16 protein-coding genes are annotated in these 24,158 nt (G+C 47.1%); 3 read left to right on the top strand and 13 right to left on the bottom strand.

Annotated features, from left to right (window positions below; genetic code table 11):
- Positions 1-142: 142 nt before the first annotated feature.
- The 4 genes from AXE77_RS04915 to AXE77_RS04900 form a co-directional block, all read right to left on the bottom strand.
- Positions 143-1,903, bottom strand: coding sequence for an ABC transporter family substrate-binding protein (locus tag AXE77_RS04915; protein WP_165846077.1), 1,761 nt, complete (start codon positions 1,901-1,903; stop codon positions 143-145).
- 329 nt (positions 1,904-2,232) lie between these two features.
- On the bottom strand, positions 2,233-4,122 hold the full coding sequence (locus tag AXE77_RS04910; protein ID WP_116712393.1) for an ABC transporter ATP-binding protein: 1,890 nt from the start codon (positions 4,120-4,122) through the stop codon (positions 2,233-2,235).
- A gap of 20 nt (positions 4,123-4,142) precedes the next feature.
- Positions 4,143-5,090, bottom strand: a complete 948-nt coding sequence (locus tag AXE77_RS04905; RefSeq protein ID WP_116712392.1) for an ABC transporter permease — start codon at positions 5,088-5,090, stop codon at positions 4,143-4,145.
- A gap of 27 nt (positions 5,091-5,117) precedes the next feature.
- Positions 5,118-6,101 carry an ABC transporter permease gene (locus AXE77_RS04900; RefSeq protein WP_165846076.1) on the bottom strand — a complete coding sequence of 328 codons (984 nt, stop codon included), beginning with the start codon at positions 6,099-6,101 and terminating at the stop codon, positions 5,118-5,120.
- A 566-nt stretch (positions 6,102-6,667) separates the two neighbouring features.
- Here AXE77_RS04900 and AXE77_RS04895 point away from each other — a divergent pair.
- Positions 6,668-8,113 (top strand): C1 family peptidase, encoded by a 1,446-nt coding sequence (locus tag AXE77_RS04895; RefSeq protein WP_116712390.1) that lies wholly within the window; start codon positions 6,668-6,670, stop codon positions 8,111-8,113.
- 861 nt (positions 8,114-8,974) lie between these two features.
- On the opposite strand, the gene metG is transcribed toward AXE77_RS04895, so the two are convergent.
- Entirely contained in the window at positions 8,975-10,846 is a 1,872-nt protein-coding gene (gene metG, locus AXE77_RS04875; protein WP_116712387.1) for a methionine--tRNA ligase, read from the bottom strand.
- A 201-nt stretch (positions 10,847-11,047) separates the two neighbouring features.
- On the opposite strand from metG, the gene AXE77_RS04870 reads away from it, so the two are divergent.
- Positions 11,048-11,800, top strand: a complete 753-nt coding sequence (locus tag AXE77_RS04870; protein WP_240612658.1) for a hypothetical protein — start codon at positions 11,048-11,050, stop codon at positions 11,798-11,800.
- A complete protein-coding gene (locus AXE77_RS04865) occupies positions 11,797-12,060 on the top strand; it encodes a variant leucine-rich repeat-containing protein (RefSeq protein WP_116712386.1) in 264 nt (87 codons plus the stop codon). The genes AXE77_RS04870 and AXE77_RS04865 overlap by 4 nt, the downstream gene beginning before the upstream one ends.
- Positions 12,061-12,163: 103 nt before the next feature.
- Here AXE77_RS04865 and rsmI read toward each other — a convergent pair whose 3' ends face one another.
- From rsmI to AXE77_RS04820, 8 genes are all read right to left on the bottom strand, one after another.
- Positions 12,164-13,105, bottom strand: coding sequence for a 16S rRNA (cytidine(1402)-2'-O)-methyltransferase (gene rsmI, locus AXE77_RS04860; RefSeq protein WP_116712385.1), 942 nt, complete (start codon positions 13,103-13,105; stop codon positions 12,164-12,166).
- Positions 13,106-13,434: 329 nt separating this feature from the next.
- Positions 13,435-14,952 carry a formate--tetrahydrofolate ligase gene (locus AXE77_RS04850; RefSeq protein WP_165846081.1) on the bottom strand — a complete coding sequence of 506 codons (1,518 nt, stop codon included), beginning with the start codon at positions 14,950-14,952 and terminating at the stop codon, positions 13,435-13,437.
- A 243-nt stretch (positions 14,953-15,195) separates the two neighbouring features.
- The gene (locus AXE77_RS04845) at positions 15,196-16,797 is read right to left on the bottom strand and encodes a C69 family dipeptidase (protein ID WP_116712382.1); all 1,602 of its coding nucleotides are present in this window, start codon (positions 16,795-16,797) and stop codon (positions 15,196-15,198) included.
- A gap of 68 nt (positions 16,798-16,865) precedes the next feature.
- Entirely contained in the window at positions 16,866-17,417 is a 552-nt protein-coding gene (locus tag AXE77_RS04840) for a YbhB/YbcL family Raf kinase inhibitor-like protein (RefSeq protein ID WP_116712381.1), read from the bottom strand.
- A gap of 119 nt (positions 17,418-17,536) precedes the next feature.
- The gene (locus AXE77_RS04835) at positions 17,537-18,691 is read right to left on the bottom strand and encodes a DNA polymerase III subunit delta' (protein WP_116712380.1); all 1,155 of its coding nucleotides are present in this window, start codon (positions 18,689-18,691) and stop codon (positions 17,537-17,539) included.
- Positions 18,692-18,748: 57 nt separating this feature from the next.
- Positions 18,749-19,564: a dTMP kinase gene (gene tmk / locus AXE77_RS04830; RefSeq protein ID WP_116712379.1), complete on the bottom strand. Its 816-nt coding sequence runs from the start codon at positions 19,562-19,564 to the stop codon at positions 18,749-18,751.
- A gap of 59 nt (positions 19,565-19,623) precedes the next feature.
- The gene (topA, locus tag AXE77_RS04825; protein WP_116712378.1) at positions 19,624-22,494 is read right to left on the bottom strand and encodes a type I DNA topoisomerase; all 2,871 of its coding nucleotides are present in this window, start codon (positions 22,492-22,494) and stop codon (positions 19,624-19,626) included.
- Positions 22,495-22,709: 215 nt separating this feature from the next.
- A complete protein-coding gene (locus AXE77_RS04820; protein ID WP_116712377.1) occupies positions 22,710-24,143 on the bottom strand; it encodes a phosphatase PAP2 family protein in 1,434 nt (477 codons plus the stop codon).
- Positions 24,144-24,158 lie beyond the last annotated feature (15 nt).

The raw sequence follows: 24,158 nt of genomic DNA, 5'->3' as shown, positions 1-24,158 counted from the left end.
TGAAGGAGCTTGAAATCCTGTTGATTTCAAGCTCAGTCAAAGCACAAAAGCATGTGGCGTGCAGCCAAAAGACCACACGCCACATGCTGTAAGTTAAGCAATCAGCTTAGTAAACTTGCGCGAGTTATCGCTACAAATTTACTCACTTCTGCCAACCAATGTTTTCAACAAAAACGTTAGCATATCCAGCAGGACCGCCGTTAGCGAAGCCCTTCTTGTATGCCTGATAGGTTGGAGGAGCAGAAACTGGGAGTGTACCATACTCGGCGAAAGCCATGGACTCACCCTTGTTGGCCAATGCAGTCTGTTCCTTGTAATCGTAAGTCTTACCAACCTTGGCAAGCAGGGCATCAATCTTCTTGCTGCCAGTGCCAGTAAAGTTGGAATCGCTCTTAGAACCGTAGACCTGGGAAGCGGCTGCCAAGAAGCTCAATGGAGATGGGGAAACCCAAGCCATTGGAAGCACCTGGAAGTCGAAGGAGCTTACAGTCTTAGAGAACTTAGATGCAGGCTTGTTTACAGTCTTGCACTTCATGCCAGCCTTCTTCATCATGGCCTGGAATGCGTTAGCAAGAGCTGCCTGAGTGGAGTCGTCGCCGAAGAAGGTGAATGAGAACTGAACAGTCTTACCATTCTTAGCGTAGTAGCCGTCCTTACCCATCTTGTAGCCAGCAGCTTCAAGAGTCTTCTTAGCGTTTTCTACGTTGAACTTACCATCAGCTGGAAGGTTGTTCTTGTAGCCAGCCTGGAACATGGAGAGAAGCTCAGAACCTGGCTGCTCGCTCTTCCAGTTCATGCCCTGGAACTGAATCTTGTTGTAGGTAGCAACGTCGAATGCCTGAACAACAGCCTTACGAACTGCCTTATCCTTGAATGCGCCAGCCTTTGCGTTTAAGTTAATAACACGAATCTTGGTGCTGTAGCCGTAACGGAGCTGAGCGCCCTTAACGCTACGAGCGGCCTTGATCTTATCCTTGGTGGAGATGGAATCCACGGAATCGATTTCGCCGTTCTGGAAGGCGTTCATTGCAGCGGTATCTTCCATACGCTTTACAACAACCTTGTCAAGCTTTGCCTTCTTGCCCCACCACTTTGGATTGCGCACGAAAACAACCTGGTCTTCGGTTGCAGACTGAATCTCGAATGGACCTGCACCCCACTCGTTGTGAGGATTATTTACCCAACCCTGGTTGAATACCGTTGGATCAGTTGCCTTTGGATGAACCAATGGAGCGAAAAGCAATTCCCAAGTTGCGCATGGCTTATCGTACTTAACGATTACTTGCTTAGGAGTTGCACCCTGCTCAACGGACTCAATGCAGTCATAGCCTTCGTGAGATGGCACAGAGTAGGCTTCGTTCTTGCCATTCATGGCTTCCCAAGTAGCCTTGAAAGCAGTGTAATCGATGTCTGTACCATCGTTCCACTTAGCCTTTGGGTTCAAATTGTACTGAACCACGAGTGGCTTGTCGCTAACCTTCTTAACGGAAGTGATGTAGTCAGGGTTGTACTTAACCTTCTCGCCCTTAACAGTGTCGTAATAAGAAAGCGATGGCTGGTAGAAGCCCCACAAAGTACCCATGTAAGCAGTGTTGCCATCGTTAGAAGCGTAGTTCCAGTTTGGACCCATGTCGGAAAGCGAGAACGTATAAGTACCGCCATCCTTAATATTTTCACGAGGCTGTGGGTTGTCGTAGCGCTTGTCAACCTTAGGCATTGGAAGAGCGCCAGTGTAGGAAGTATCCACACCTGCGGCTGGTTCTTCTGTCATACCTGCCTTATTGCCAGCGGCATTGTTGTTGTTAGAAGCAGTAGGAGCACCACCGCAAGCGCCGAGCAGCATTGCAACAGAAAGTGCAGCTGCAGCAAATACGGTTAATTTACCTGCATTAGTTTTTTTCATGATTCCTCTCATTCCCCGGATGATGTCCGTCTTCCGGTATGTTGTATGAGTATATACAACTCTATGACATTCGACAAATTGTTTTCACAAAATATTAATTTTTTCTTTTTTGACTTTATTAAAATTGGGCAAAAAAGAATAATTTATTATCAAGAATGAGCAAAACAGAAAATTTTTTAGTTTATTTTCGCTGAAAAACAAAATATCTTACGTTTTTTAATTTTATGTTACGCAACAAAAATCGCGCATGTTGTAATAAACATGCGCGATAATGCAACGTTATTCAATCAGAAACAACCCGCAAAACTCAGGCTGCAACCAAGCAATAACTACTTAACATCGTCAAACGTATCTTCTTCCGAAAGAATAATGCGCTTACGGTTCTTCTCAATCGTAGGATCTGGAATTGGCACAGCACTAATCAAAGCCTGCGTGTACGGATGCTTAGGATTGTCAAACACCTCATCCGTTTCGCCAGCTTCAACAATTCGACCGTGATACATAACAGCAATACGACTAGAAATGTGACGAACCACAGCCATGTTGTGAGCAACGAACAAGTAAGCAACACCCAACTTATCCTGCAAATCTTCAAGCAAGTTGATAATGCCAGCTTGGATGGAAACATCCAAAGCCGAAACAGGCTCGTCGAGAAGCAACAGCTTAGGATTCACAGCCAAAGCACGAGCAATAGCAATACGCTGACGCTGACCGCCCGAGAACTGCGTTGGGAATCGATCAACCTGATCTGGATTCAACTCAACCAACTGCATAAGTTCAGCAATACGCTGACGAATTTCCTCTTTCGTCTTATGCTGAACCAACAAAGGCTCTGCCAAAATATCGTAAACAAGCATACGAGGATCAAGCGAGCTCATAGGGTCCTGGAACACGTACTGAATCTTAGAACGAAGCTCACGACGCTGCTCGCGCGTCAACTTATCGTTAAGCTCGGTACCAAAAACGGTAATAGAACCAGCTTCTGGCTTCTTTAAGCTCATAATTTCCATCAAAGTCGTGGACTTACCAGAACCGGACTCACCAACCAAAGCAACGGTCTCGCCTTCGCGAATCTCAAGGTCAATGCCATCTACAGCACGAACCTCGCCGATCTTTCGTCGCAAGAAACCGCCACCTGTAATCGGGAAGGTCTTAACTAATCCCTTAACATCCAAAACAACTTTACGCTGCTCGCGAGGAATGCCCTCGAACATAGGCTTAATCGGTTTTTCAGTCTCAGCATGAAGCAAAGCGCGAACCGTTTCACTTTCAGCTTCAAGCCCAATCATGGTACTGTCGTCGCCACTGTTCTCCTTAGCAATCAACATATCCATAGTCGGCTTAGAGATTGGGGTCAAACGACGAGTGCGCTTCTGATCGACGCGAGGGACAGCACCCAACAAACCAATCGTATAAGGCTGAGTTGGATTAGCAAAAATCTCTTCAACGCTATTATGCTCAACCAAATGGCCTGCATACATGACAATAACCTCATCGGCAACGCCAGCAATCACACCTAAATCGTGAGTAATGAAGATCATTGCAGCACCGGTTTCGCGCTGAGCTTTCTTCAACACATCCAAAACCTGAGCCTGAATAGTCACATCCAAGGCGGTAGTAGGCTCATCAGCAATAATAATATCCGGATTGTTAGCAATCGCCATAGCAATCATTACGCGCTGACGCATACCGCCGGAAAACTCGTGAGGAAAAGCCTTCAAACGCTCAGCTGGCTTAGTAATACCAACCAAATTAAGCAATTCAATAGAACGCTCACGAATCCGCTCTTCACTCATATCCGGGTTATGAGTTACCAAAGCTTCCTTCAACTGATCGCCAATAGAAAACACTGGCGTCAAAGCAGAAAGAGGATCCTGGAAGACCATAGCAATATTCTTGCCACGAATCTTACTCATCTCAAGATCAGTTTTAGTAAGAAGCTCCTCGCCCTTATACTTAACCGAACCTTTAACGCTAGCGTTCTTATCTAGCAAGCCCATCACAGCCAAAGAAGTAACCGACTTACCGGAACCGGACTCGCCAACGATGCCAATCGTTTTGCCGCGGTACAAATCAAAATTCATGCCACGCACAGCGTGCACAATGCCAGCTTCAGAAGCAAAGCTAACTTGCAAGTCGCGTACAGAAAGCAACGGTTCGTTGTTTTGATCTTCCATCGTGGCATCTTCCTTCATTGCGTCATTCACCATATCAGTCATGTTTATACCTCCAACAAGCCTTACTCGGCCTTACCAGCAGACCTAGAATATGGATCAATCGCATCGCGAAGACCATCACCAATAAGCTGCACAGAGAAAGTCAAAACAACTAACACGGCAGATGGAACCAAAAGAACCCACGGAGAGGTCATAACACTACTCTGGCCAACATTGAGCAACGTACCCAACGAAGTATCCGGAGCCTTAATACCAAGACCCAAGAAGCTCAAAGCAGTTTCACCATTAATAGCACCAATAACACCGAGCACCGTGTTAATAATCAACACAGAACCCAGGTTTGGAACCAAGTGGCGCACAATAATACGGAAGGAAGAAACGCCCTCGAACTTAGCTGCACGCACATATTCGCGTTCGCGCAAGCTTAGCGTCAGCGTACGAAGCGTACGAGCATAACCAATCCAACCAAAGGAAGTCATACCAAACGCAAGCCATAACCAATCGTTGCCGTTAGTCGAAGAGCTCACGATTAAAGCAATAAGCAAGAAGGAAGGAACAATAAGAAGCATGTCCAAAATCCACATGCCAACCTGCTCAAACCAACCTTCAAAGTAGGAAATAGCAGTACCAACCAAAGCTGCAATAATCGTAATAGAAATTGAGCTAACAATACCGATAGAAAGAGAACGACCTAAGCCGCGCACAACCATCGCATACATGTCAGAACCGCCAGGCGTGGTTCCAAGCCAATGTTCAGCGGAAGGAGGAGTGGCAAGAGCCGTAAAATCAGGCTCGTCATAACCCCACTTGCTAACCTTGGCACCAAATAGTGCGAAAAGAATAAGAATAACCAGCAAAACCAAGCCCACAACCGCCGACGGACGACGGAAGAAACGACGCGTGTACAACGTCAGTTTGCCAGTACGCTTAAAGTTGCCCCAAGCTCCAGCAGTAGCCTTTTTATCTGCAGCAGACTCTTGAGGTTTTGAAGATACATTTTTCATAGTCATATCAATGTCACCTACACTGTTCTGCAATTAGTTCAAACGAATACGCGGATCAAGCCAAGCAGAGAAGATATCTGCAAGCAAGGCACCTACCAAAGTGCACACAGCACCGAATGCAGCAATAGCAACAGAACCATTGATATCGTTATTGGAAATAGTCTGCACAAAGTAACTACCCAAACCGTTAATTGCGAACACGGTTTCAGTAATAACTGCGCCAGTAAACACGCCTGCAATGGAGAAGGCAACATCAACAGCAGTTGGAATTAACGAAGTACGCAAGGCGTGACGACGAATTGCCAAATTCAAAGGCAAACCCTTCGCGCGAGCAGTGCGCACATAATCAGCATTCATAGTATCAAGCAAGTACGTGCGCTGCGTCAAATGATATCCAACCATGCCAGGAACTGTCATAACAATCGTTGGCAAAATCAAATGCTGCAAGAAATCAAAAATAAAGGCAAATGGGTTAGAACCTTGATACGAGTGCAAACCGGTGACGTAGAACAAGCGCGAACCAGCAGCATTGTTAATACTGATGGCTGCGAGAACAATCAACAAACCAAACACAGCAGCCGGAACAACAAGCAAGAAAGTAGCAATAGAGTTAAGCACGCGATCCTGCCACTTATATTGGCGGATAGCAGTGTAAACGCCGACGCTAACACCGAAAACGATACCAAGAACAGTTGCACAAGTTACCAATTGAACCGATGCACCAATACGGGTCGCAATTGCTGGACCGACTGGAGCCTGCTCAGGGCTTAAACCCCAATCCCAGCGAGTAAGAACGCCAGTAAGCCAACGGCAGTAACGCGTAAACACAGGAGTCTGGTCATTAATATTTGCCAAATCCAACGAACGATTGATTGATGCAATAGGTGGATGCGGATGCCGAGACATATAATTTGAACGCGGGTCCATAAACGCACTTGCCAAGAAATACGTCATGGAAACGGATACAAATAACATCACAACATAATTCAGGCATCGTTTAACGATGTATCGTATCATTGTGACTCTTTTCTACGCCTAACCATTGTTTACCTCCAATCGGTACCACAAACCTGGCGATTTATAGCAGTACCGTCTTAGTCCATCGTTCCCCTTCAAAAGGGCGCGCTTGGATTGACCCTCATCAACCCGGGACACATAATTAGTATATTTTTAGCCAAGCTATGTACAAACGCCCAAACAGAAAATATTTTTGTAACATGTTTTTTGGCAAAACTAATACTATATTGCACACTTGTGCAAGCGGTAAGTACGTTATAAACATAGTACGAAAACGCATAATATCAAGGATTCTGCGGCATAACATTTCGCAAAAACACAAATTATATTTAACAAAATTTTTATTTTTCAAACTAAAAATACGCATTATTTCTAAATATAATAAATTCAGAATATAATTACAAAAACAAAATATTTAACGGAAAAATTACACTTTTATAAAAATATTTAATATTATTCTTATAAATGCCGGAAATAGGCACAAACAAGAAACACGCACATGACATTGCAACAGCTACAATGACTGTTATTCGTATTACAAACCGTAAAGGAGATAAAGAAGACCCATGGCCGAAAACGTAAAAGCCGTAACCCTCGAACACGTACAAACATATTCCAAGCACTTCAACGAACAACGAGCTAATCTCCTTGCCGCAAACGCAGCGGTTAGCAATGGTGTACTTAAAGCTGCCACCAGCTACCAAGGTAAGCGCGCCTTGCCACGCGATTTCTCCGTGGAATTAAAGCAAGGAAGCATCACCAACCAACAGCACTCCGGCCGCTGCTGGATGTTCGCATCTCTTAACACTTTGCGTTACGAATTAATGCACAAGTGGAACTTGGAAGACTTTGAGTTTTCAGAAAGCTATCTGTTCTTCTGGGACAAGATTGAAAAAGCAAACGCTTATTTGGAAAACGTGTTGGCAACTTTGGACGAGCCAATTGATAGTCGAGTTTTTGAATGCATTAACTACGGCCCAATCGACGACGGCGGTTGGTGGCAGATGTTCGTCAACTTGGTAAACAAGTACGGACTCGTACCAAAGAGCGTGTACCCAGATTCACAGAACGCAACCGATTCCGATGCCTTCGTGCAGTACATCAATACCAAGTTGCGCGAGTTTGCATGCGAGTTGCGCGAAGCTCATAAGAACGGCTCCTCTTTGGAAGAATTGCGCGAAATGAAAGTCCGCGATTTGGAAACCGTTTATCGCATGACAACTATTGCGCTCGGCGAGCCTCCAGCAAAGTTCGACTTCTTCGCACGCACTAAAGACGATGACGACAAGAAGGACGAAAAGAAGGAAGAAAATAAGGGCGGCGAACAAGCTGGCGAAGAAAAGAAGGACGAAAAGCCAAAGACTGGCAAAGATGAGCGTCCAATGATTCGCGAATACGGCATCACTCCACTCGAGTTTGTCAAGAAATATGTGCCAGTTGACGTAAACGATTTCGTAACGTTGTGCAACTCCCCTATGAAGCGAACTCCTTTCAACAAGCTCTATCAACTCAAGTACAGCACCAATGTTGCTGAAACTGATGAGCTGGAATTTGTGAACGTTCCTCTCGAAGTGTTCCGCAAAGCAGCCGTAGCGCAGCTCAGCGACGGTCACCCAATTTGGTTTGCATGCGATTGCACGCAATTCTCCTTGCGTGACAGCGGCTTCTTCGATCCTGCAGTTGTGCGCGTAGACCAGCTCTTTGACGTCGAATTCACGTTTGATAAGGCAAAGGGATTGGAATACATGGATTGCTTAGGCAACCACGCCATGACCTTCACCGGCGTAAACCTCAACGAAGCTGGCGAGCCAGATCGCTGGAAGATTGAGAACAGCTGGGGCAAGGAAAACGGCGACGACGGATACTACGTTGGTTCTGCAGAATGGTTCGACCGCTACGTTACCGAAGTAATCATCAATAAGAAGTACCTCGATGAAGCAACTCTTGCCGTCTTAGAGCAAGAACCAGTGATGCTTGATCCGTGGGCTCCGCTTTCAAGGCGTTGCAACTAAATTTAAGTATTACGTAACTATGTAAGTATTACGTAACTATATAAGCGCAGATTGCTTTTTGCAGTCTGCGCTTTTTGTTTGCGCTTTTGTTTGCGCTTTTGTTTGCGCTTTTTGGAACATTTGCGGGAGCTTTAACTGGGTTTTGTAGCTGTTTTGGCTGGTGTTTGGCTGCGCGACGTAAATAGTTACTCTTATGAGCCTCGAAAGTTTTCAGCATCGCAGGCGCGACGACCTGCTTTCGCGCAGCATTGCGCGCGCGAAAGCAACTCGGAGCGTGAGCTTGCTCAAGTTGAAAGCACGGTGTGCTTTCAACGCAAGCTCAGTAGCGAGCGCGTTACCCGCGCGAGCGTGTCTTTTCTCAGCACGGACGCTAGTGTTCTCTAGGCAATAAATACTCAACGTCCGCGGAGCAATACTGTTAAAGCCCACTAATCAACAAATACTCACTGTTCGCAGAAGCAATACTGCAAAGCTACAGGAACATTTGCGGGAGATTTTTCTCCGGCGTTTGTTGCTGTTTTGGCGGTTTTGTGGAACATTTGCCGGAAAATTCCTCGGGTTTGCGCGACGACCTGCTTGAGCGCAGCACAGCGCGCGCTCAAGCAGGTCGTCGCGCAAACTATAAAAAGAAGCCCGGCGGGGAAGAAAACCCGCCGGGGCAGAGAGAAAGAGAGAAGAAGGTTTCAATTATGGGGTTCGCGAACGAACCTCGCTAATGGCGAACCATTAACATTTGTTAGTATAGCTAAACATTCGTTCAAAGAAAAGAGGTTTTTCCTTAAAATTTCCTTAAAATATTTTCCAATAAGAAAACAACCGCTATTTTTACTATACTACGACAATTTAGCTAAATTTTTCAACCTATTCCCCACTATTTTCCAAAGATTTTTTTGCCGCAGCTAAACGTTCAGCTTCAGCACGCTGACGTTCAGCCAACGCAGAAGCAAAACGCTCAAGCTCTTCATCCACAGCTTCCTTAGGAATCTTCGCAAAAATAGGCGTTGGCTTCGGCACAGGCGTGCCAGCAACCAACTCTTCACTCTCCCAAGGATGCACCGTCTCACCCAAACGATAATCACCAGTAATAATCGGATACTTAAAGTCCGGATTATCCAAATCCTCTACTTCCTCAATACGAGGTAACGGGGAGAACACACCAGTACCACCAAGCGCTTCCCAGACCTTTTGCGCAGAATGAGGCAAGAATGGAGCAAGCAAGTGATTAGCATCCGACACAGCTTGGGCCGCAACATGCAGTACGGTTCCTAGGCGCGCTTCATCATCCTTAATCTTCCAAGGCTCGGTAGCGGAAATATATTTATTAATATCCGCAACCACACGCATAGCTTCAGTAAGAGCATTCTTCTGATGGTGACGCTCAATCAAACCGCCAACCAAAGCAAAAGCGTCAGAAGTCTGATCGAGCAAAGCACGATCCATAGCAGTCATCGAATCTTCATCAAGTGGAGGAATAACACCAAAATTCTTGTTAATAAGATTTGCTACGCGGTTGACAAGATTACCCCAACTTGCGGCAAGCTCCTCATTATTGTGACGAGCAAACTCAGACCAAGTAAAATCGGCGTCGGAATTTTCCGGACCTGCAATAGAAATGTAATAGCGAACCGCATCCACAGGGTAACGAGCCAAAATATCCTTCACATAAATCACAATGCCACGCGAAGAACTAAACTTCTTACCTTCCATAGTCATGAACTCAGAAGCCACAACCTGCTCCGGCATATTAAGCGGGCCATAAACGCCTGCCTCGCCGCCCTTAGAGCCTGCTCCGTTATAGGCGAGCATTTCCGAAGGCCAAATCTGAGAATGGAAAGTAATATTATCTTTACCCATAAAGTAGTAGCCAGGAGACTTAGGATCACACCACCAGTCGCGCCAAGCATCCGGCTTACCTTGGCGACGCGCCCATTCGATAGACGCAGACAAGTAACCGATTACCGCATCAAACCACACGTACAAACGCTTATTTGGATTATCAACCCAACCTTCCACAGGAACCGGAATACCCCAGTCGATATCGCGCGTAATAGCACGCGGTTTTACTTCCTTAAACAAACCAAGCGAGAAATTAATAACGTTTGTGCGCCAGCCGTCACGAGAACGAAGCCAATTAACATTTGCTTCAGCCAACGCCGGCAAATCGAGGAAATAATGCTCAGTTTCTTCAAAACGAGGCGTTTCACCATTAATCTTAGAAATTGGGTTAATCAATTCATCAGGATCAAGCTCATTGCCACACGCATCACACTGGTCGCCGCGAGCGCCATCCGCGCCACACAACGGGCATGTACCTTCGATATAGCGATCCGGCAAAGTGCGTCCAGTGGAAGGAGAAATAGCAACCTTCTGCGTACCCTTATAAATATAACCGTTCTTCAAACACTGTCGGAACATCTCCTGCACAACATGTTCGTGATTTGCGGTAGTTGTGCGCGTAAACAAATCGTAGCTCAAGCCCAAATCGCACAAATCTTTAGTAATCACGCGATTATAACGGTTCGCAAGCTCCTGCGCACTCACACCTTCTTTATCTGCCTCAACCAAAATCGGCGTGCCGTGTTCATCCGTACCCGACACCATTAATACGTCATTGCCTTTCATGCGCTCGTAGCGCGCATACACGTCTGAAGGAACTCCAAATCCAGCAACGTGACCAATATGACGAGGGCCGTTAGCATACGGCCAAGCAACATTCACCAAAATATGACTCATAGCCCAATATTATCTTGTTCAGCGCGGACAGTGCTAGTACTTGCATACACATATCCACAACTTTTTAACGCACTATGGCGCACGCAAAACTCTCAAGTTAATCTCATCTCTATGCACAAACAAGACACTTCGCAAACGCAACAACAATAGACCTCACCCCAAGGTCAGCGAAGTCAAATATACCGAGAAAGAAGGTGAGTTATGCAACACAACCAGATGCTACACGCCGCGTCCGCTCTGCCAGCAGCATACAACCCCCTGCCAGCAGCACACAACCCTCTGCCCGCAACACACGCGTTGACAACACCCCAGGAACACTACGCTATTCGCACCAACGCAAATCTCCAGATCAGCGCAACTTTGGAAGACGTCAATAAATCTAGCAACAATGAATTCCCAACATTACTTGGCAACAGTCAACTTCCAGGACCTATGTGCATGAAAAAACTTTCTCAATTGGGAGTATTCAACCAGCTGAGCACGCAAAGCGGATATACGCAATCCCTGGCACTTTCCACCAAAGGGCGAGGCAAAATTATAAGTAATCTCATACCAGAGGAGAGTATTGTCTGTTCATTTACTGCAGCCTGGGTATGGTTAGGCGGAACGTTCCCGGTAAATATCGATATTATTAACTACAGCAATTGTCGAAGGAAGCCGCACGATCACGCAATACGCTCATTTCGCAGACAGCTTAGTGACGAAGATTATGTTGTTATTGGAGACGTTCGAGTAACTACTCCAGAACGTACTATTTGCGATTTAGCGTATACGCCATGCGAAAACGAATATTACGAACCGTATCGAAAAAGTGTTGCACACTCATTAATAGAGCGCTACTGCATCGATTTGAATAATTGCATACGGATTCTTAACGCAAACCCCTACTTCCCTGGTTCCGTTCGCGCACGCGAGTGGATACATCATCTTAAAGAAGAAATGAGGACAACATGACAAAACCGACGCAAGCAGTGCAGCCGACGCCACCACCGCAACCTCCAATAATACTTACGCCACAAGTTGCTATAAATCCAGACACGCCAACGAAAATACTATGGCATATTGCGAAACATATTCCAGAGTTGCGTCGATGGGTTATTGCAAATCCCGCCGCCGACGCCAAATTATTAGAATACATTGCGCAACAAGGCGGTCCAGATGTGCGATATAGTTTCGACATACTATTTGCAGCGTACGATTATTGCCAACGTTAAGTAAAGGTTAGTTTAACTTTCGTTTCGCTGATATTCGTCTTAATGCAGAGTGTTACCTTTTTGCAAAACACGTTACTCTTGTACGTTACTCTTGTACGTTACTCTACTCTTGTACATCACCTTTGCGCTTCAGCACTGCTTCATACACTTGCTTGCGATGAGCGAAAGAACCGTCCGCAAATGGATGCTCCCGTACTACTTTAGTAATCGCTTCTTTAATGCGTAAGCCTTCCGTTTCGGCGCAATTAATTGCAAGCTCGGCAAGCGCTTCCACACTTAAATCGGTACTTTCTTCCCGCACTTCATCATCGTTAGCGCCACCAATAACCAGCACTATTTCGCCGCGAGGAGGATCCTCCAAAACGCCGTCACGAATACTCTGCACGCTTCCGCGACGAATCTCCTCAAAATCTTTGGTGAGTTCACGGCACAATGCCATTGGACGATTAGGGCCGAGCACAGCTAGCACGTCCTCCATAGCTTCCGCGATACGGTGTGGAGCCTCATAGAACACAATCGTTCGACGCTCTGCGCGCAACGAACGCAAATGCTGCTGACGCTCACCAGATTTGCGTGGCAAGAAGCCTTCGTAGCAGAAGCGGTCAGTTGGGAGCCCGGAAAGTGCGAGCGCATCCAGAACAGCGCTAGGACCTGGAGCACAGGTAACAGGAAGACCGCGCTCGATTGCGCGACGAACAATAGCTAAGCCGGGATCATTAATAGTCGGCATTCCAGCGTCGGAAACTACAAGAACTTTAGCACCTTGCTCCACTTCATCGAGTAGGCCGTCCGCCTTATTGCGCTCGTTGTGATCGTGGTAAGCGACAACTCGCCCAACGACGTGAACGCCAAGACGGTTTGCTAAATCGTAGAGGCGGCGCGTATCTTCAGCCGCCACAATATCCGCCGTTTCAAGGAGATTGATTAGTCGCGCAGAAGCGTCACCCATATTGCCAATAGGAGTTGCTGCGAGAAAGACTTTGCCGCATTCACTGCGATTTTCTGAAGTATTATTTTTAGTTTCTTCAGATTCAATCTCGCTCATTTTTACTCCTAGCCAACTACTGATATGCGTTATACGCACCATATACGCTTATTACTTTACAGCCGAGTATATTACTACATTTGCAAAATATCTGCCCGCAAAGAGCACACGGCTCCCGCGGTTAACGCGCTCGCAACGAAACTCGCGTTGGAAGTCCACTGGACTTCCAACCTAAGCGAGTTTCCGCTCCGAATTGCTTTCGCGCGCTACGCCCTAAACGCGAAAGCAGGTCGTCGCGCCCGCAAAGCTCAACAGCTTAAGCGGGCAGATTTACAAAGTGCAATTAAAAGCACAATTAAAGTGCGATTGAGTCAAACGCACCAAATAAATCATACGATTTTTGGCATAGGAGTTGTGAGAGAAGAAGTAAGATTCACTTGCACAACGCCAGCACCAGCGTGAACTTCCACCTTCTTTAAGGTAACAGTATGCTCCTCAAACGGCTTGTGATCGTCGTCAGTCATAGTCGCAGGAGACTTAACTGCCACCAACGCAAGGCTGTTAAAATCAACGCCAGCATTTGCACACAAATCAGCAGCTGCAGATAATGAATCCTCAAAACCATCTTTTTCAATCACACGCTCAGACGGAACGCCATACGCTTCTTCACACAGCAACTTAACGCGATCCAAAAGCGCTTGACCTCTGCGACTTTCTGGCACTTGCGTTTCAGCATCAGCACTAATTACCGACACAAAATCGTCAAGCTGATCCGCCAAACCATCGCCGCCATCGCGGAACAAATTGCCAACAATCGGCTCGCGGAAGCCCAACGTCTTAGCCTGCTCCAACAATTCAGGCACTTGATCATCCTCACCTTCCCACAAATTAATCAACGGGAAAGTAGGAATATTAAGCGACTCAAGACGAGCAACATGGAACGGATAACGCCAAGCCAAAGTTTCGTCATCGCGCCAAGTCGTCGCGCGCGTAACAACCACAGCCGCAGCCGGCCATGCAGCACCAAACTCGCGAGAAGCAATATCCAACCACTTTTGAGCGCCAGCATCCGTGCCATATCCTGCTTCAACAACTACAACATCGTGCTCAGCGCAAGCCATTTCAACGCTTACCAAACTTGGAATACCAAGCGAAACGTTTGCGAACGGGCCGCAGTGCACATAAATCGGAGAGCCGTTAATAGTTTCCGTTTTTGCAGGCTTTACAGCATCGGCGAGAATATTTGTAATACGCCACAAGTCAACAAAGTCGCCAAACTTAACAGGCTTACCATCCTTCGTGCCAGCAATCATAGCGGCGACACGCTCGGAAATTTCATCCATACTGCGAGACAACACCACAATTTGCATAAGCTCGCAAGTTGGCGTCAACACCACACGCTCAGGAACAGTACCCTTGCCAAAATCAACGGCAATACTGCGCAACGAACGCGAAGGAACCTCACTTACACGAGGCACCAAAATGGTATCAAGCAAGCCATCATCAATCGCCTTTTCAGCGAACGAAACTAGTAAATTCTGAGCACAGGCAATAGCAGCCATCTCGCCACACAAGCCCCAGTCAATCAGCTCAGGGTGTGCAAGCGAAGACTTACCGCCGCCACTTGCGCCACCTTTAGAACCAGCTGCCGTAATGCCCATGCTTGGCTGACGAAGAACCGCAGCCGCATCTACACCACGCTCACGCAACGCATCCACCAAAGCAATAGTGGTGGTTGTTTTGCCCTCGCCGCGAGATGCTTTAAGGGGAGTATCCGCAGTAACCAGAAGCACTTTGCCATGCTTTCGAGGCTCCTCAGGATGCTGCTTCAAATAATTTAGATACCCAAAAGCATCAATTTTTTTAACCAAACCGAAAGTCGTAGTGTATGAATCAAGAATGCTCATGTACCCCTCTTTCATAGGCATGCTAAGCACAACAATGCGTGCAAATAACGTAAAACGACAAGATTTATACTATACGATTGCTCGCTCGCAGCATAGTCACCACGCGCAATATCTATGCGTGTTATTACTAACTTCTATAGCGAAATAACAAAAGGTAACAAAAGTGCCTCCCTTATGAAATAAAAAGTTCATTTCACGAGGGAGGCTCTTAAGGAAGGCACTTAATTATTAAAAAATTTAACTTTAGTGATCAGAACGATTAAAACCATTCTTCATACGCATGCTGGTAATGTACAGCACAGTGTCGAGCAAAGAATCGGTTTCTTTCTTCAACTTTGCTGCCATATCGTCGTTCGCTTCAGCCAAAGCCTCACGAACTTTTTCGTTACGAAGCTCCGCAATAATCGCTTCAGGATCGCGAACTAAATCATCGTAATCCTCATCGCCTTCGCGCTCTGGCTCGTAATCCCTCAAAGAAACGCCAAGAAGATCTGCCACCGTAGCATCCGTGTTCTTAACCATTGCGTGACCAAGGGAGCCAACAGTTTCCTGGTAGCGCTCGATTGCGTTGGCAGTGTCGTTAAATGCAGCATCCGCAAGAGCCGCAATAATACGATTCTCCCAGTAGAAGTTTTCGCTTGTTACGCGAGTAGTGGTGTCTTCCAAATACTTTGGAGTGCGATTTACGTTTGGATAGAACGGAATCAAAGAGTTGAAAGGATTAGATCCGTAGGTAATCCACTGAATTGCGCGCATTGCTTCCGGCGCGTAAGGGCGGATTTGCATTACAGCAAGCTCGCTTTGACGGTTGATACCAATCGGACGCAACATGTGGCGAGTGTGTTCGTCACCAAGCTTGCCGTAAGGATCGTATTCAGTGCCCTGGTAGTGAGAGCTGAGTACGTACTTAATATCCTCAATCGTCACCTTACGTTCTGGCTGACGCGCCCAAGGAATGTCGTTGCTGTCCGGACGATGATCAGCATCTTTACCGTCCCACACTTCGTCATAAGGATTCAAGAAGCGCTCCATGAACCATGCGCGAGGCGTGTTGTACACGTGATCGGCATCCGAATGAGAACCGAAAGCGTCGCGAGGATTGAACGGAGAAGCGTTTTCAACCGACAAATCCAAATGATTTTCTTCAATAAACTCAAGCAAATCAGCCGAGCAGATATGCTCTTCCTGATCGCCAAAAGCATCGTCTAAATCAAACTCGTCAATTCCAAGCTGGTTTGGCATCACAACATAAGCCTCATCCGGCACACGCTTAGCAATCCAATGATGGCCGCCAACGGTTTCGAACCACCAAATCTCGTTCACGTCAGAAAAAGCAACACCGTTCATCTCGTAAGTGCCATACTTTTCAAGCAACGCACCCAAGCGCTCAACGCCTTCGCGAGCGCTACGAATATAAGGCAAAACAAGCGTTAGGAAATCTTCCTCACCAATTCCGCCTGGAACTTCCGGCTTGTAGTCAGCATCGCCAACTTTGCCTTGTGCTTTCTGCAATTCAACCATCGGATCAGCGCCTAGCACACGCTCGTTGGAAGTAAGCGTTTCGGTTGCGCTCATTGCGACGTTTGCTTCGTTAACGCCAGCTTCTCCCCAAATTCCTTCGCGCAAGTCCGCGTTTGGCACGCTAGTGTACTGCATTGGATTGTCTGGCAACTCAACCGTTACGTGGCTAAGAACAGACTTGTAAACGCGCGGCTGATCTTCCGGCTTTACTACCACTAAACGTTTTGGATTAAATTCGCCATTCGCGGAATCTTCGTTACGCGCGATAAGCGTGGACCCGTCGTAGCTTGCGCCGCGTCCGACGAGAATTGTTGTGCATGCCATATTTGCATCCTCTTTGTTGAAATTGTTTATTTATTCTTACCGATTGATTCTATCGCCGATGGCGAAAGTTATGCGCGGCCAGTTAAGAACATGCCGCCAGCGTCGACAACAGTTCCACTATTTCGTACTTCGCGCAATAATTCATTCATATAAAATCCTTGCTGAAGATGCGGCAATGGACGTTCACTTCCGAACACTTCAAGCATGTACTCGTGGTCTTTATCTGGCGGCTGTGGGCCGTTATAACGCGTAGTTACCGACGGATCCGTGCAACCGACAAATCTACTTGCCTGCGAATTTCGACCTTGTAACGCTTCCGGAATCATAGCCGACATTGTTCTGGAAAAATCTGCCGGAATTTGCAACGCGTGAGAATCGTTAAAATCGAACATTAACGCCTCTACCGGAACGTTGGCAACCGTCCAATGAATCCATTCAAAACCGCATACCGGTATGGCATCGTCGTCAACAAATCGCCAATGCAAATAATGCGCGCGAGGATCAAGATTATCGATATAAAACGGGAAGGAAACTACCGGCACTCCGCCAATTTTGTTCTGCTCCGGTGCAGCTTTGGAGTATTCATCAGGCACGATAGTGAAATCTGTAGAAATATTCATACTGTAAGTATCTACTATCTCAATGACTATCCGCAACTAGCAAGTATCGAAATCAAACAAACCTAATGGTAACCACGATCACAATAGCAATCGCAATCACAATCACAATCAGTACACAATCACAACAAAGAGCACAACAACGCCTCAAATACAAGCGTTGCGTTACCGTTACTAGCTAAACGTCGCCTTGCGGTAGCAATACTATCCACGCACAACAGCGCGTGAGAAGAAGTAAGCCCTTGCGCTAATTGCACAATCCCAGACTGAAACTCTTGGTTAATAAACGGCGCAACCTCCTGCGCGTTGTTGAGCACTATAAGAACGTCGCGATATACGCTAGCTATAGCACTCAGAGAACGGCTGAGGACATCGCGACTTACGCGCGTAACTTTGCGCTTTACGTCATCTTTTTTGCCGATCGCATTGTAAGCAGTACGTAACTTAGGCGGTACACGATCACTTTGAGACAAACCGTTAATGCGACGAAACTCTTGCTGCTGAATCTCAACATTTCGTTGCACTTCGTCCTCTGCTTGCGCCGTCGCTTCCTCAATCAGCATGGCCGCAAGTAGCACAGCGTCACTAGCGTCGTGCATACGCAATAAGCCAGCAACCAACTCGTCTCGCCTACTCAACGCACGTTCATCAGTCGCATAAAGCAATGCTGTGGCAACATCCCCCTGAGAAAGTCTAGCCGAACGACTAGCAAGCTTATTATCTGCACCAGTTTTCGCAGCAACATACTCCGCTACCGCTTGAGTGTCAGGAGTAGTTAATTGCACACGTTGCGTGCGTGAACGAATTGTTGGAAGCACCTGTTGCGCGTCTGAAGCGCACAAAAGCCATATCGTATGCTCGCTTGGCTCCTCAATCTCTTTAAGCAGAACGTTAGTACTTCGTTCAAGCATGCGTTCAACATCTTCAATAATGATAATTCGCCACGGCGCAATACTTGGCATTTGCTCCGACAAGCCGATTACTTCGCGCACAGCCTCAACGCTTAGGGTCACTCCATCCGTACGCAACGTACGAACATCCGGGTGAGAACCGGCAAGCACTTCGCGAGCCTCTTTGCTGAGCTGACTATCCTCACTTTCGCCATGATCTGGACTTTCAAGAGCCGCAGCAAAAGCGTGCGCAACTTGGGATGTGCCGACGCCAGCAGCGCCACAAATAAGCCAAGATTGCGGTATATCACTAGGACTTGCACACGCAACTTTTCGCAACCGCTCAACAACCTGCGTCTGCCCAACCACAGCATCCCACACGCTCATCACTTCACCCCCTAAATTTGTCCAGCATTACTACCTACATATCCGAGTGCTTCGTAATTAACAGCAACAAGAAGCAACAAGTTCTTTGTTATCGACAGTAGTTTTAGCGCGAGCAACAGATGCAACATGCGAAGATATAGCGGATTTACCATCACAATCTTCTATAGAACTATTATCATCCACATGCTCTAACAAATCCCTTACATCCTGTTCAATTATGCTCAATAAGCTTGGTATAGGTAATTCTGCATCCAAAATTTTAAATCTTGATGGATCTTTATCCACCAATTTCAAAAATTCACAACGTGTACGCCTGGCAAAATCAATTCCCGCAGATTCCATGCGGTCCTGCCTACGATGCAGCAAACGCTCAAAAGCTGCTTCCGACTGCATGTCCAGTAAATACGTGCGATCAGGCCACAAAGAATCCGTAGCCCACTCGCTCAATTCGCACACATCGTCCATTGCCAATCCTCGCCCACCAACCTGGTATGCCAGCGAAGAGTCAATATAACGATCCGTAATTACCACCGCACCGCGATTAAGCGCAGGACGAATTACTTCTGCCACGTGCTGAGCGCGATCGGCCGCAAATAACAGTGCTTCAGTCCTAGAAGCCACAAAAGATCCGTGCAGCAATATTTTGCGCAGGGACTTGCCCAGTTCCGTTCCGCCAGGCTCGCGCGTCACCACTACTTCACGACCCAACGACTGCAAATAGTCTCGAAGAGCCTTAACTTGCGTAGTTTTACCAACACCATCGATACCTTCAAATGAAATGAATAATCCACCATTCTTAGTATTGGAACTTCTACGACTGCGTTTATTATGGCGTTCACAGTTTTTAGAGAAGACACTATATTCAAATTCCATGTTTAATCCCTAGTCTCCTACCCGTTTAGTAGTTGACTTAGCAGTTTCTTTCTTTGCTGTCATCTTTTTGTAGTCGTCTTTTTTGTAGTCGTCTTTTTTGCGGCAGCTGACTTTGTAGCTGACTTTGCAGTCGGCTTTGCAGCGCTTTTAGTCGTACGCTTCTTACGCTTTACAGGACCTGCAGCACGCTTTTGCGCTAACAGCTCAAACGCAACCTGCGGATCAACTGACTCAGGCGTGTACTGTTTTGGCAAAGTGCGATTCGTTTCGCCGTCGGTAATATAAGCGCCATAGAAACCATCTTTAATTACCACCGGCTTACCAGTTTCCGGATCCGCACCAAGCTCACGAAGTGGCGGCTTAGCTGCACCTCTAGTACGCTTACCGTACTTTGGTTGCGCAAACAAAGCTTGAGCTTCTTCTAAAGTCGTACTAAAAATAGCGTCTTCACTTGCAAGCGAACGCGTCTCCGGCTTGGATTCTACCGTTTCTCCCGCAGCAGTGTCCACAGCAGCATAAGTTTTGGTTAAATACGGGCCGTAACGTCCGTTACTTGCTTCAATTCGTGCAAGTTTTACTACGCCTTCGGAATCAACTTCCTCATACTCACCCACCAAACGCGGCAAGTTCAAAAGTCGCAAAGCATCTTGCAAACTTAAAGTTGCAGGATCCATAGTCTTAAACAAAGACGCCATTTTTGGACGTGGCTTAGTCGTTTTTGCTTCAGTTTTAGAAGATTTAGCAGACTTGGAAGTCTTATCGGAAGGGTTTTCAGATTCGTTTTCGGAATCATCCTGCGCTTCTACCAACGCCACGTACGGGCCAAAACGACCGTTTCGCACTTCCACAGTACCGCCAGTTTCCGGATCGGTACCAAGAACGCGCGGACCTTCCGCATTATTCTCGAGCAACTCATGAGCCACGGCAACAGTAAGCTCATCTGGAGCCAACGTTTCCGGCAGCGAAGCGTGACGAGGATTACCTTCCGCATCTAAATGCTCAGTATCTTCCAAATATGGGCCGTAGCGACCAACGCGCACATGCAACCCATCGCCTATATCAATCGTATTGATTTCGCGCGCGTCAATTTCACCAAGTTCCGCAACCTGCTGCTGCAATCCACTCTGAGCATCGTCAGAAGATTGAGCAGAACCATCGCCAGAACCAAAATAGAATCTAGTCAACCAATCGCGACCAGTTTCTTCACCATGCGCAATCCTGTCCAGGCCATTTTCCATATCTGCAGTAAACGCGTAGTCAACATACTTTGGGAAATTAGCTTCCAACAGCTTAATCACAGCGAAAGCGAGCCAAGAAGGAATTAACGCACGCCCACGCTCGTACACATATCCGCGATCAATAATCGTCGAAATAATACTCGCGTACGTAGAAGGTCGGCCAATTTCCTTAGCTTCCAACGTTTTTACTAACGACGCTTCCGTATAACGTGCAGGAGGCTGCGTTTCGTGATCGTGAGCTGTAACTTCGCGAGCAGCAAGCACATCGCCAGCTTCCATCGGAGGTAGCGCTTTAGTATCCTCACCCTCAGAGGCGGCAGTTCCGAACACTTTCATAAAACCGGCAAACGTAATTACTGTGCCAGAAGCTTGGAATAATGCGGTACCAAACTCCCCAGCCTCAGCATTCAGCTTCACCGTCGCAGTAAAACCGGTAGCGTCAGCCATTTGGGAAGCAAGAGTGCGCTGCCAAATAAGCGTATACAACTTCAGCTGATCTGCAGGAAGTTTGTCAGCGAGACTTGCAGGATTTTGGAAATGCGCTCCAGCTGGACGAATACACTCATGAGCTTCCTGAGCGCCGGCAGTGGTGGTTGCATACTGCTTAGGAGAATCAGCAACGTACTCAGCGCCAAAAGCTTCACGCGCAGCAGCACGCGCAGCCTCAATTGCTTCTTTAGAAAGCGTTACCGAATCCGTACGCATGTAAGTAATGTAGCCGTTTTCGTACAAAGATTGCGCCGCACGCATAGTTTGACGAGAGCTCATTGACAAACGATTTCCAGCCGTCTGCTGCAAAGTTGACGTAGTAAAAGGCGGCAAAGGACGACGACGATACGGCTTAGTTTCCATATCTTTCACTACAAAATCTACATTCTGCAGCGATTTTGCAAGATTGTCAGCAAACGTAGCGTCTATATGTAGGGCAGATTGAGACTCACCTTTAGGAGTAATTAATTCGCCATTTGCGTTGAAATCCTTAGAACCAGCCAAACGCTGACCGTTCAGCTCGCTCATGCGCGCTTCAAACTCAACGTCCTTACCTTCAGCACTAGGAGCACTCAAAGTGGCACTAATATCCCAATAAGACGCCTTAGTAAACGCCATTCGCTCGCGTTCGCGCTCAACAATAAGTCGAGTAGCAACAGACTGCACGCGTCCAGCCGAAAGTCCCGGACCAACTTTGCGCCACAACACTGGCGAAAGTTCGTAACCGTACAATCGATCAAGCACACGCCTCGTTTCCTGAGCATCAACCATATTGTCGTCAACGTCACGCGTGTTACTTAACGAAGATTGAATAGCATCTTTCGTAATTTCGTGGAAAACCATGCGCTTAACCGGCACTTTTGGTTTCAAAGCTTCCACCAAATGCCAAGCAATAGCCTCACCTTCGCGATCCTCATCAGTTGCCAGATACAGTTCGTCAGCTTTGGCGAGCGCATCCTTCAAATCAGCAACCGTTTTCTTTTTATCCGCCCCAACCACATAGTACGGAGCAAAACCATGATCGACATCTACACCAAACTTGCCGAACGCTGCTTTGCGTGAAGCCGGCACCTGGCTTGGCTGAGCGAGGTCGCGAATATGCCCCACCGACGCCATCACGGTGTATCCATTACCCAAATACCCGCCAATCTTTCGCGCCTTCGTGGGAGACTCCACAATGACAAGCTTATGTTCCGCTGCCATATTCGCTCCTTTCTTCAAACAATCAAACATATAAGCGTAAACTTTGTACGTTTCACGCTAACTGTATCGCAAATATATGCTATACGTCTATCAAATTCCACCTCGGTGGATAAAAGCAGATAGAGTAGACATATTGGTGCAAAACGCACAATATTACACGTAACACAACACGCCGTTAGCTGGTTTGTTATACAACATTTTTACGCAAGTATTCACTAAGCAGCTGGCGGCGGAGTCGGTGGCGCACCAACTAAACCGAGCCTACTTAATGGAGCCGCTGTCGCATGGCGCATAACCATGATAACACCATACACCAGTAGGGTTATTCCAATAATCACCCAGTACGTAGCAATATACGACACATTCGACGCCCAACGAGCAGCAACGGAAACTCCCGGCATAATCTGCCATATAAGATACGCAGAATATAAGCAAGACAACACGCCTAAAGTAATCATGGAGCTGCCAACAATCTGTACGCCCATTGAAGAACACCGGTGTTCTGGATTATCCATACCACTCGAACGAGTACATGCCAACACACCCAGCGTAACAGCTCCCACAATAAGCACAGACATAAGCACATCTGCCGACCGGTGCCAATGACCCGCAATTAACGAAAGCTCAACCAGCACGTTCACAACCGCAGACAAAAGAGCCACCCACGCACGCCACCTACGCGACACTGCGCAAACAAGAAGTGCGCACGCTGCGGAAATAAGCAGAGCATGCCCAGAAGGTGCGGAATTTGCAGCCAAATATTCAATATGCACAAGTAACGGACGCGGCAAAATCTTTTTCAACGGCTCCGCTGCGGCAGAAACAACAATAATTGCAGCACACTGTCCAAGCAGCCACCAACGTTTGCGCACGCAGACAATTACCAACGCAACTACCGCAAGAATAATACCAAGCGCAACAACCGTTATCGAATTACATATCGAACGCAAGAGAAAAGCAAGCCAAGATGGCACACCTTGGGTACCAAAACCGTCAATAAGCATTTCTTCGTAACTTTGTCCGGCAACTGTTCTCACCGTCATAAACCACAAAGCTACCGCCGACGTCAAAAAGCCAATTGCGAGAACAACGCACCATAGTATGGTAGACAATCGCGGACGTTTCATAAGCGGATCGACTTGCGCTACTTCATCGTCTGCGGAAGAAAAATCTTGCGCTAGCGAATTGGCGACTTTTTGCGCAGTATTCGCACCTAACGCACTATTTGTTACTAACGCAGTATCCACCTGCGAAAGAACGGGATTAGTGGCATCAGAGCTTACTGTACCGTCGTCGGAGGCAACAGCACTATTCGAATCCAATGACTCAAAATCGGTAGAACGAAAAGTGGCAGCACGAAAAGCAGGAGTATCGTGCCTTTTAGTTTGGGACGCAGTATGCTCATCGAATAGTGGCGTCACATTGTCGCTGTTAGACGAGTCAGGAGCATCAGAAGATGGCGCCGCAACAGGCGTAAACGGGGCAATCGGCTGCGACTGCAGAGAGTCAGAGCCTTCCCGAACGCTACTATCGTGTTTCATGGCTTGTTGCAAAGTTTCACCTAACAATGCTGCCTCATGCTTCTCAGCAGCACGTTGAGAATGTTCAGCATCAGGATCGAATTGCGTTCCTGTCAATTCTTCGCTCATACCTTAGACTTTACG

The sequence above is a fragment of the Gardnerella massiliensis genome (assembly GCF_003408845.1).
Taxonomy (GTDB): domain Bacteria; phylum Actinomycetota; class Actinomycetes; order Actinomycetales; family Bifidobacteriaceae; genus Bifidobacterium; species Bifidobacterium vaginale_H.
The sequence above is the reverse complement of the archived record's forward strand: the minus strand, read 5'-3'. Positions and strand labels throughout refer to the sequence as shown.

Excerpts from the sequence above, each read along its gene's own strand:
- metG (WP_116712387.1), bottom strand. The coding sequence starts at position 10,846 with ATGAGTCATATTTTGGTGAATGTTGCTTGGCCGTATGCTAACGGCCCT.
- AXE77_RS04910 (WP_116712393.1), bottom strand. The coding sequence starts at position 4,122 with ATGACTGATATGGTGAATGACGCAATGAAGGAAGATGCCACGATGGAA.
- AXE77_RS04845 (WP_116712382.1), bottom strand. The coding sequence starts at position 16,797 with ATGGCATGCACAACAATTCTCGTCGGACGCGGCGCAAGCTACGACGGG.
- AXE77_RS04905 (WP_116712392.1), bottom strand. The coding sequence starts at position 5,090 with ATGACTATGAAAAATGTATCTTCAAAACCTCAAGAGTCTGCTGCAGAT.
- topA (WP_116712378.1), bottom strand. The coding sequence starts at position 22,494 with ATGGCAGCGGAACATAAGCTTGTCATTGTGGAGTCTCCCACGAAGGCG.
- tmk (WP_116712379.1), bottom strand. The coding sequence starts at position 19,564 with ATGGAATTTGAATATAGTGTCTTCTCTAAAAACTGTGAACGCCATAAT.
- AXE77_RS04915 (WP_165846077.1), bottom strand. The coding sequence starts at position 1,903 with ATGAAAAAAACTAATGCAGGTAAATTAACCGTATTTGCTGCAGCTGCA.
- AXE77_RS04850 (WP_165846081.1), bottom strand. The coding sequence starts at position 14,952 with ATGAGCATTCTTGATTCATACACTACGACTTTCGGTTTGGTTAAAAAA.
- AXE77_RS04840 (WP_116712381.1), bottom strand. The coding sequence starts at position 17,417 with ATGAATATTTCTACAGATTTCACTATCGTGCCTGATGAATACTCCAAA.
- AXE77_RS04835 (WP_116712380.1), bottom strand. The coding sequence starts at position 18,691 with ATGAGCGTGTGGGATGCTGTGGTTGGGCAGACGCAGGTTGTTGAGCGG.
- AXE77_RS04870 (WP_240612658.1), top strand. The coding sequence starts at position 11,048 with ATGCAACACAACCAGATGCTACACGCCGCGTCCGCTCTGCCAGCAGCA.
- AXE77_RS04900 (WP_165846076.1), bottom strand. The coding sequence starts at position 6,101 with ATGATACGATACATCGTTAAACGATGCCTGAATTATGTTGTGATGTTA.
- AXE77_RS04820 (WP_116712377.1), bottom strand. The coding sequence starts at position 24,143 with ATGAGCGAAGAATTGACAGGAACGCAATTCGATCCTGATGCTGAACAT.
- AXE77_RS04865 (WP_116712386.1), top strand. The coding sequence starts at position 11,797 with ATGACAAAACCGACGCAAGCAGTGCAGCCGACGCCACCACCGCAACCT.
- AXE77_RS04895 (WP_116712390.1), top strand. The coding sequence starts at position 6,668 with ATGGCCGAAAACGTAAAAGCCGTAACCCTCGAACACGTACAAACATAT.
- rsmI (WP_116712385.1), bottom strand. The coding sequence starts at position 13,105 with ATGAGCGAGATTGAATCTGAAGAAACTAAAAATAATACTTCAGAAAAT.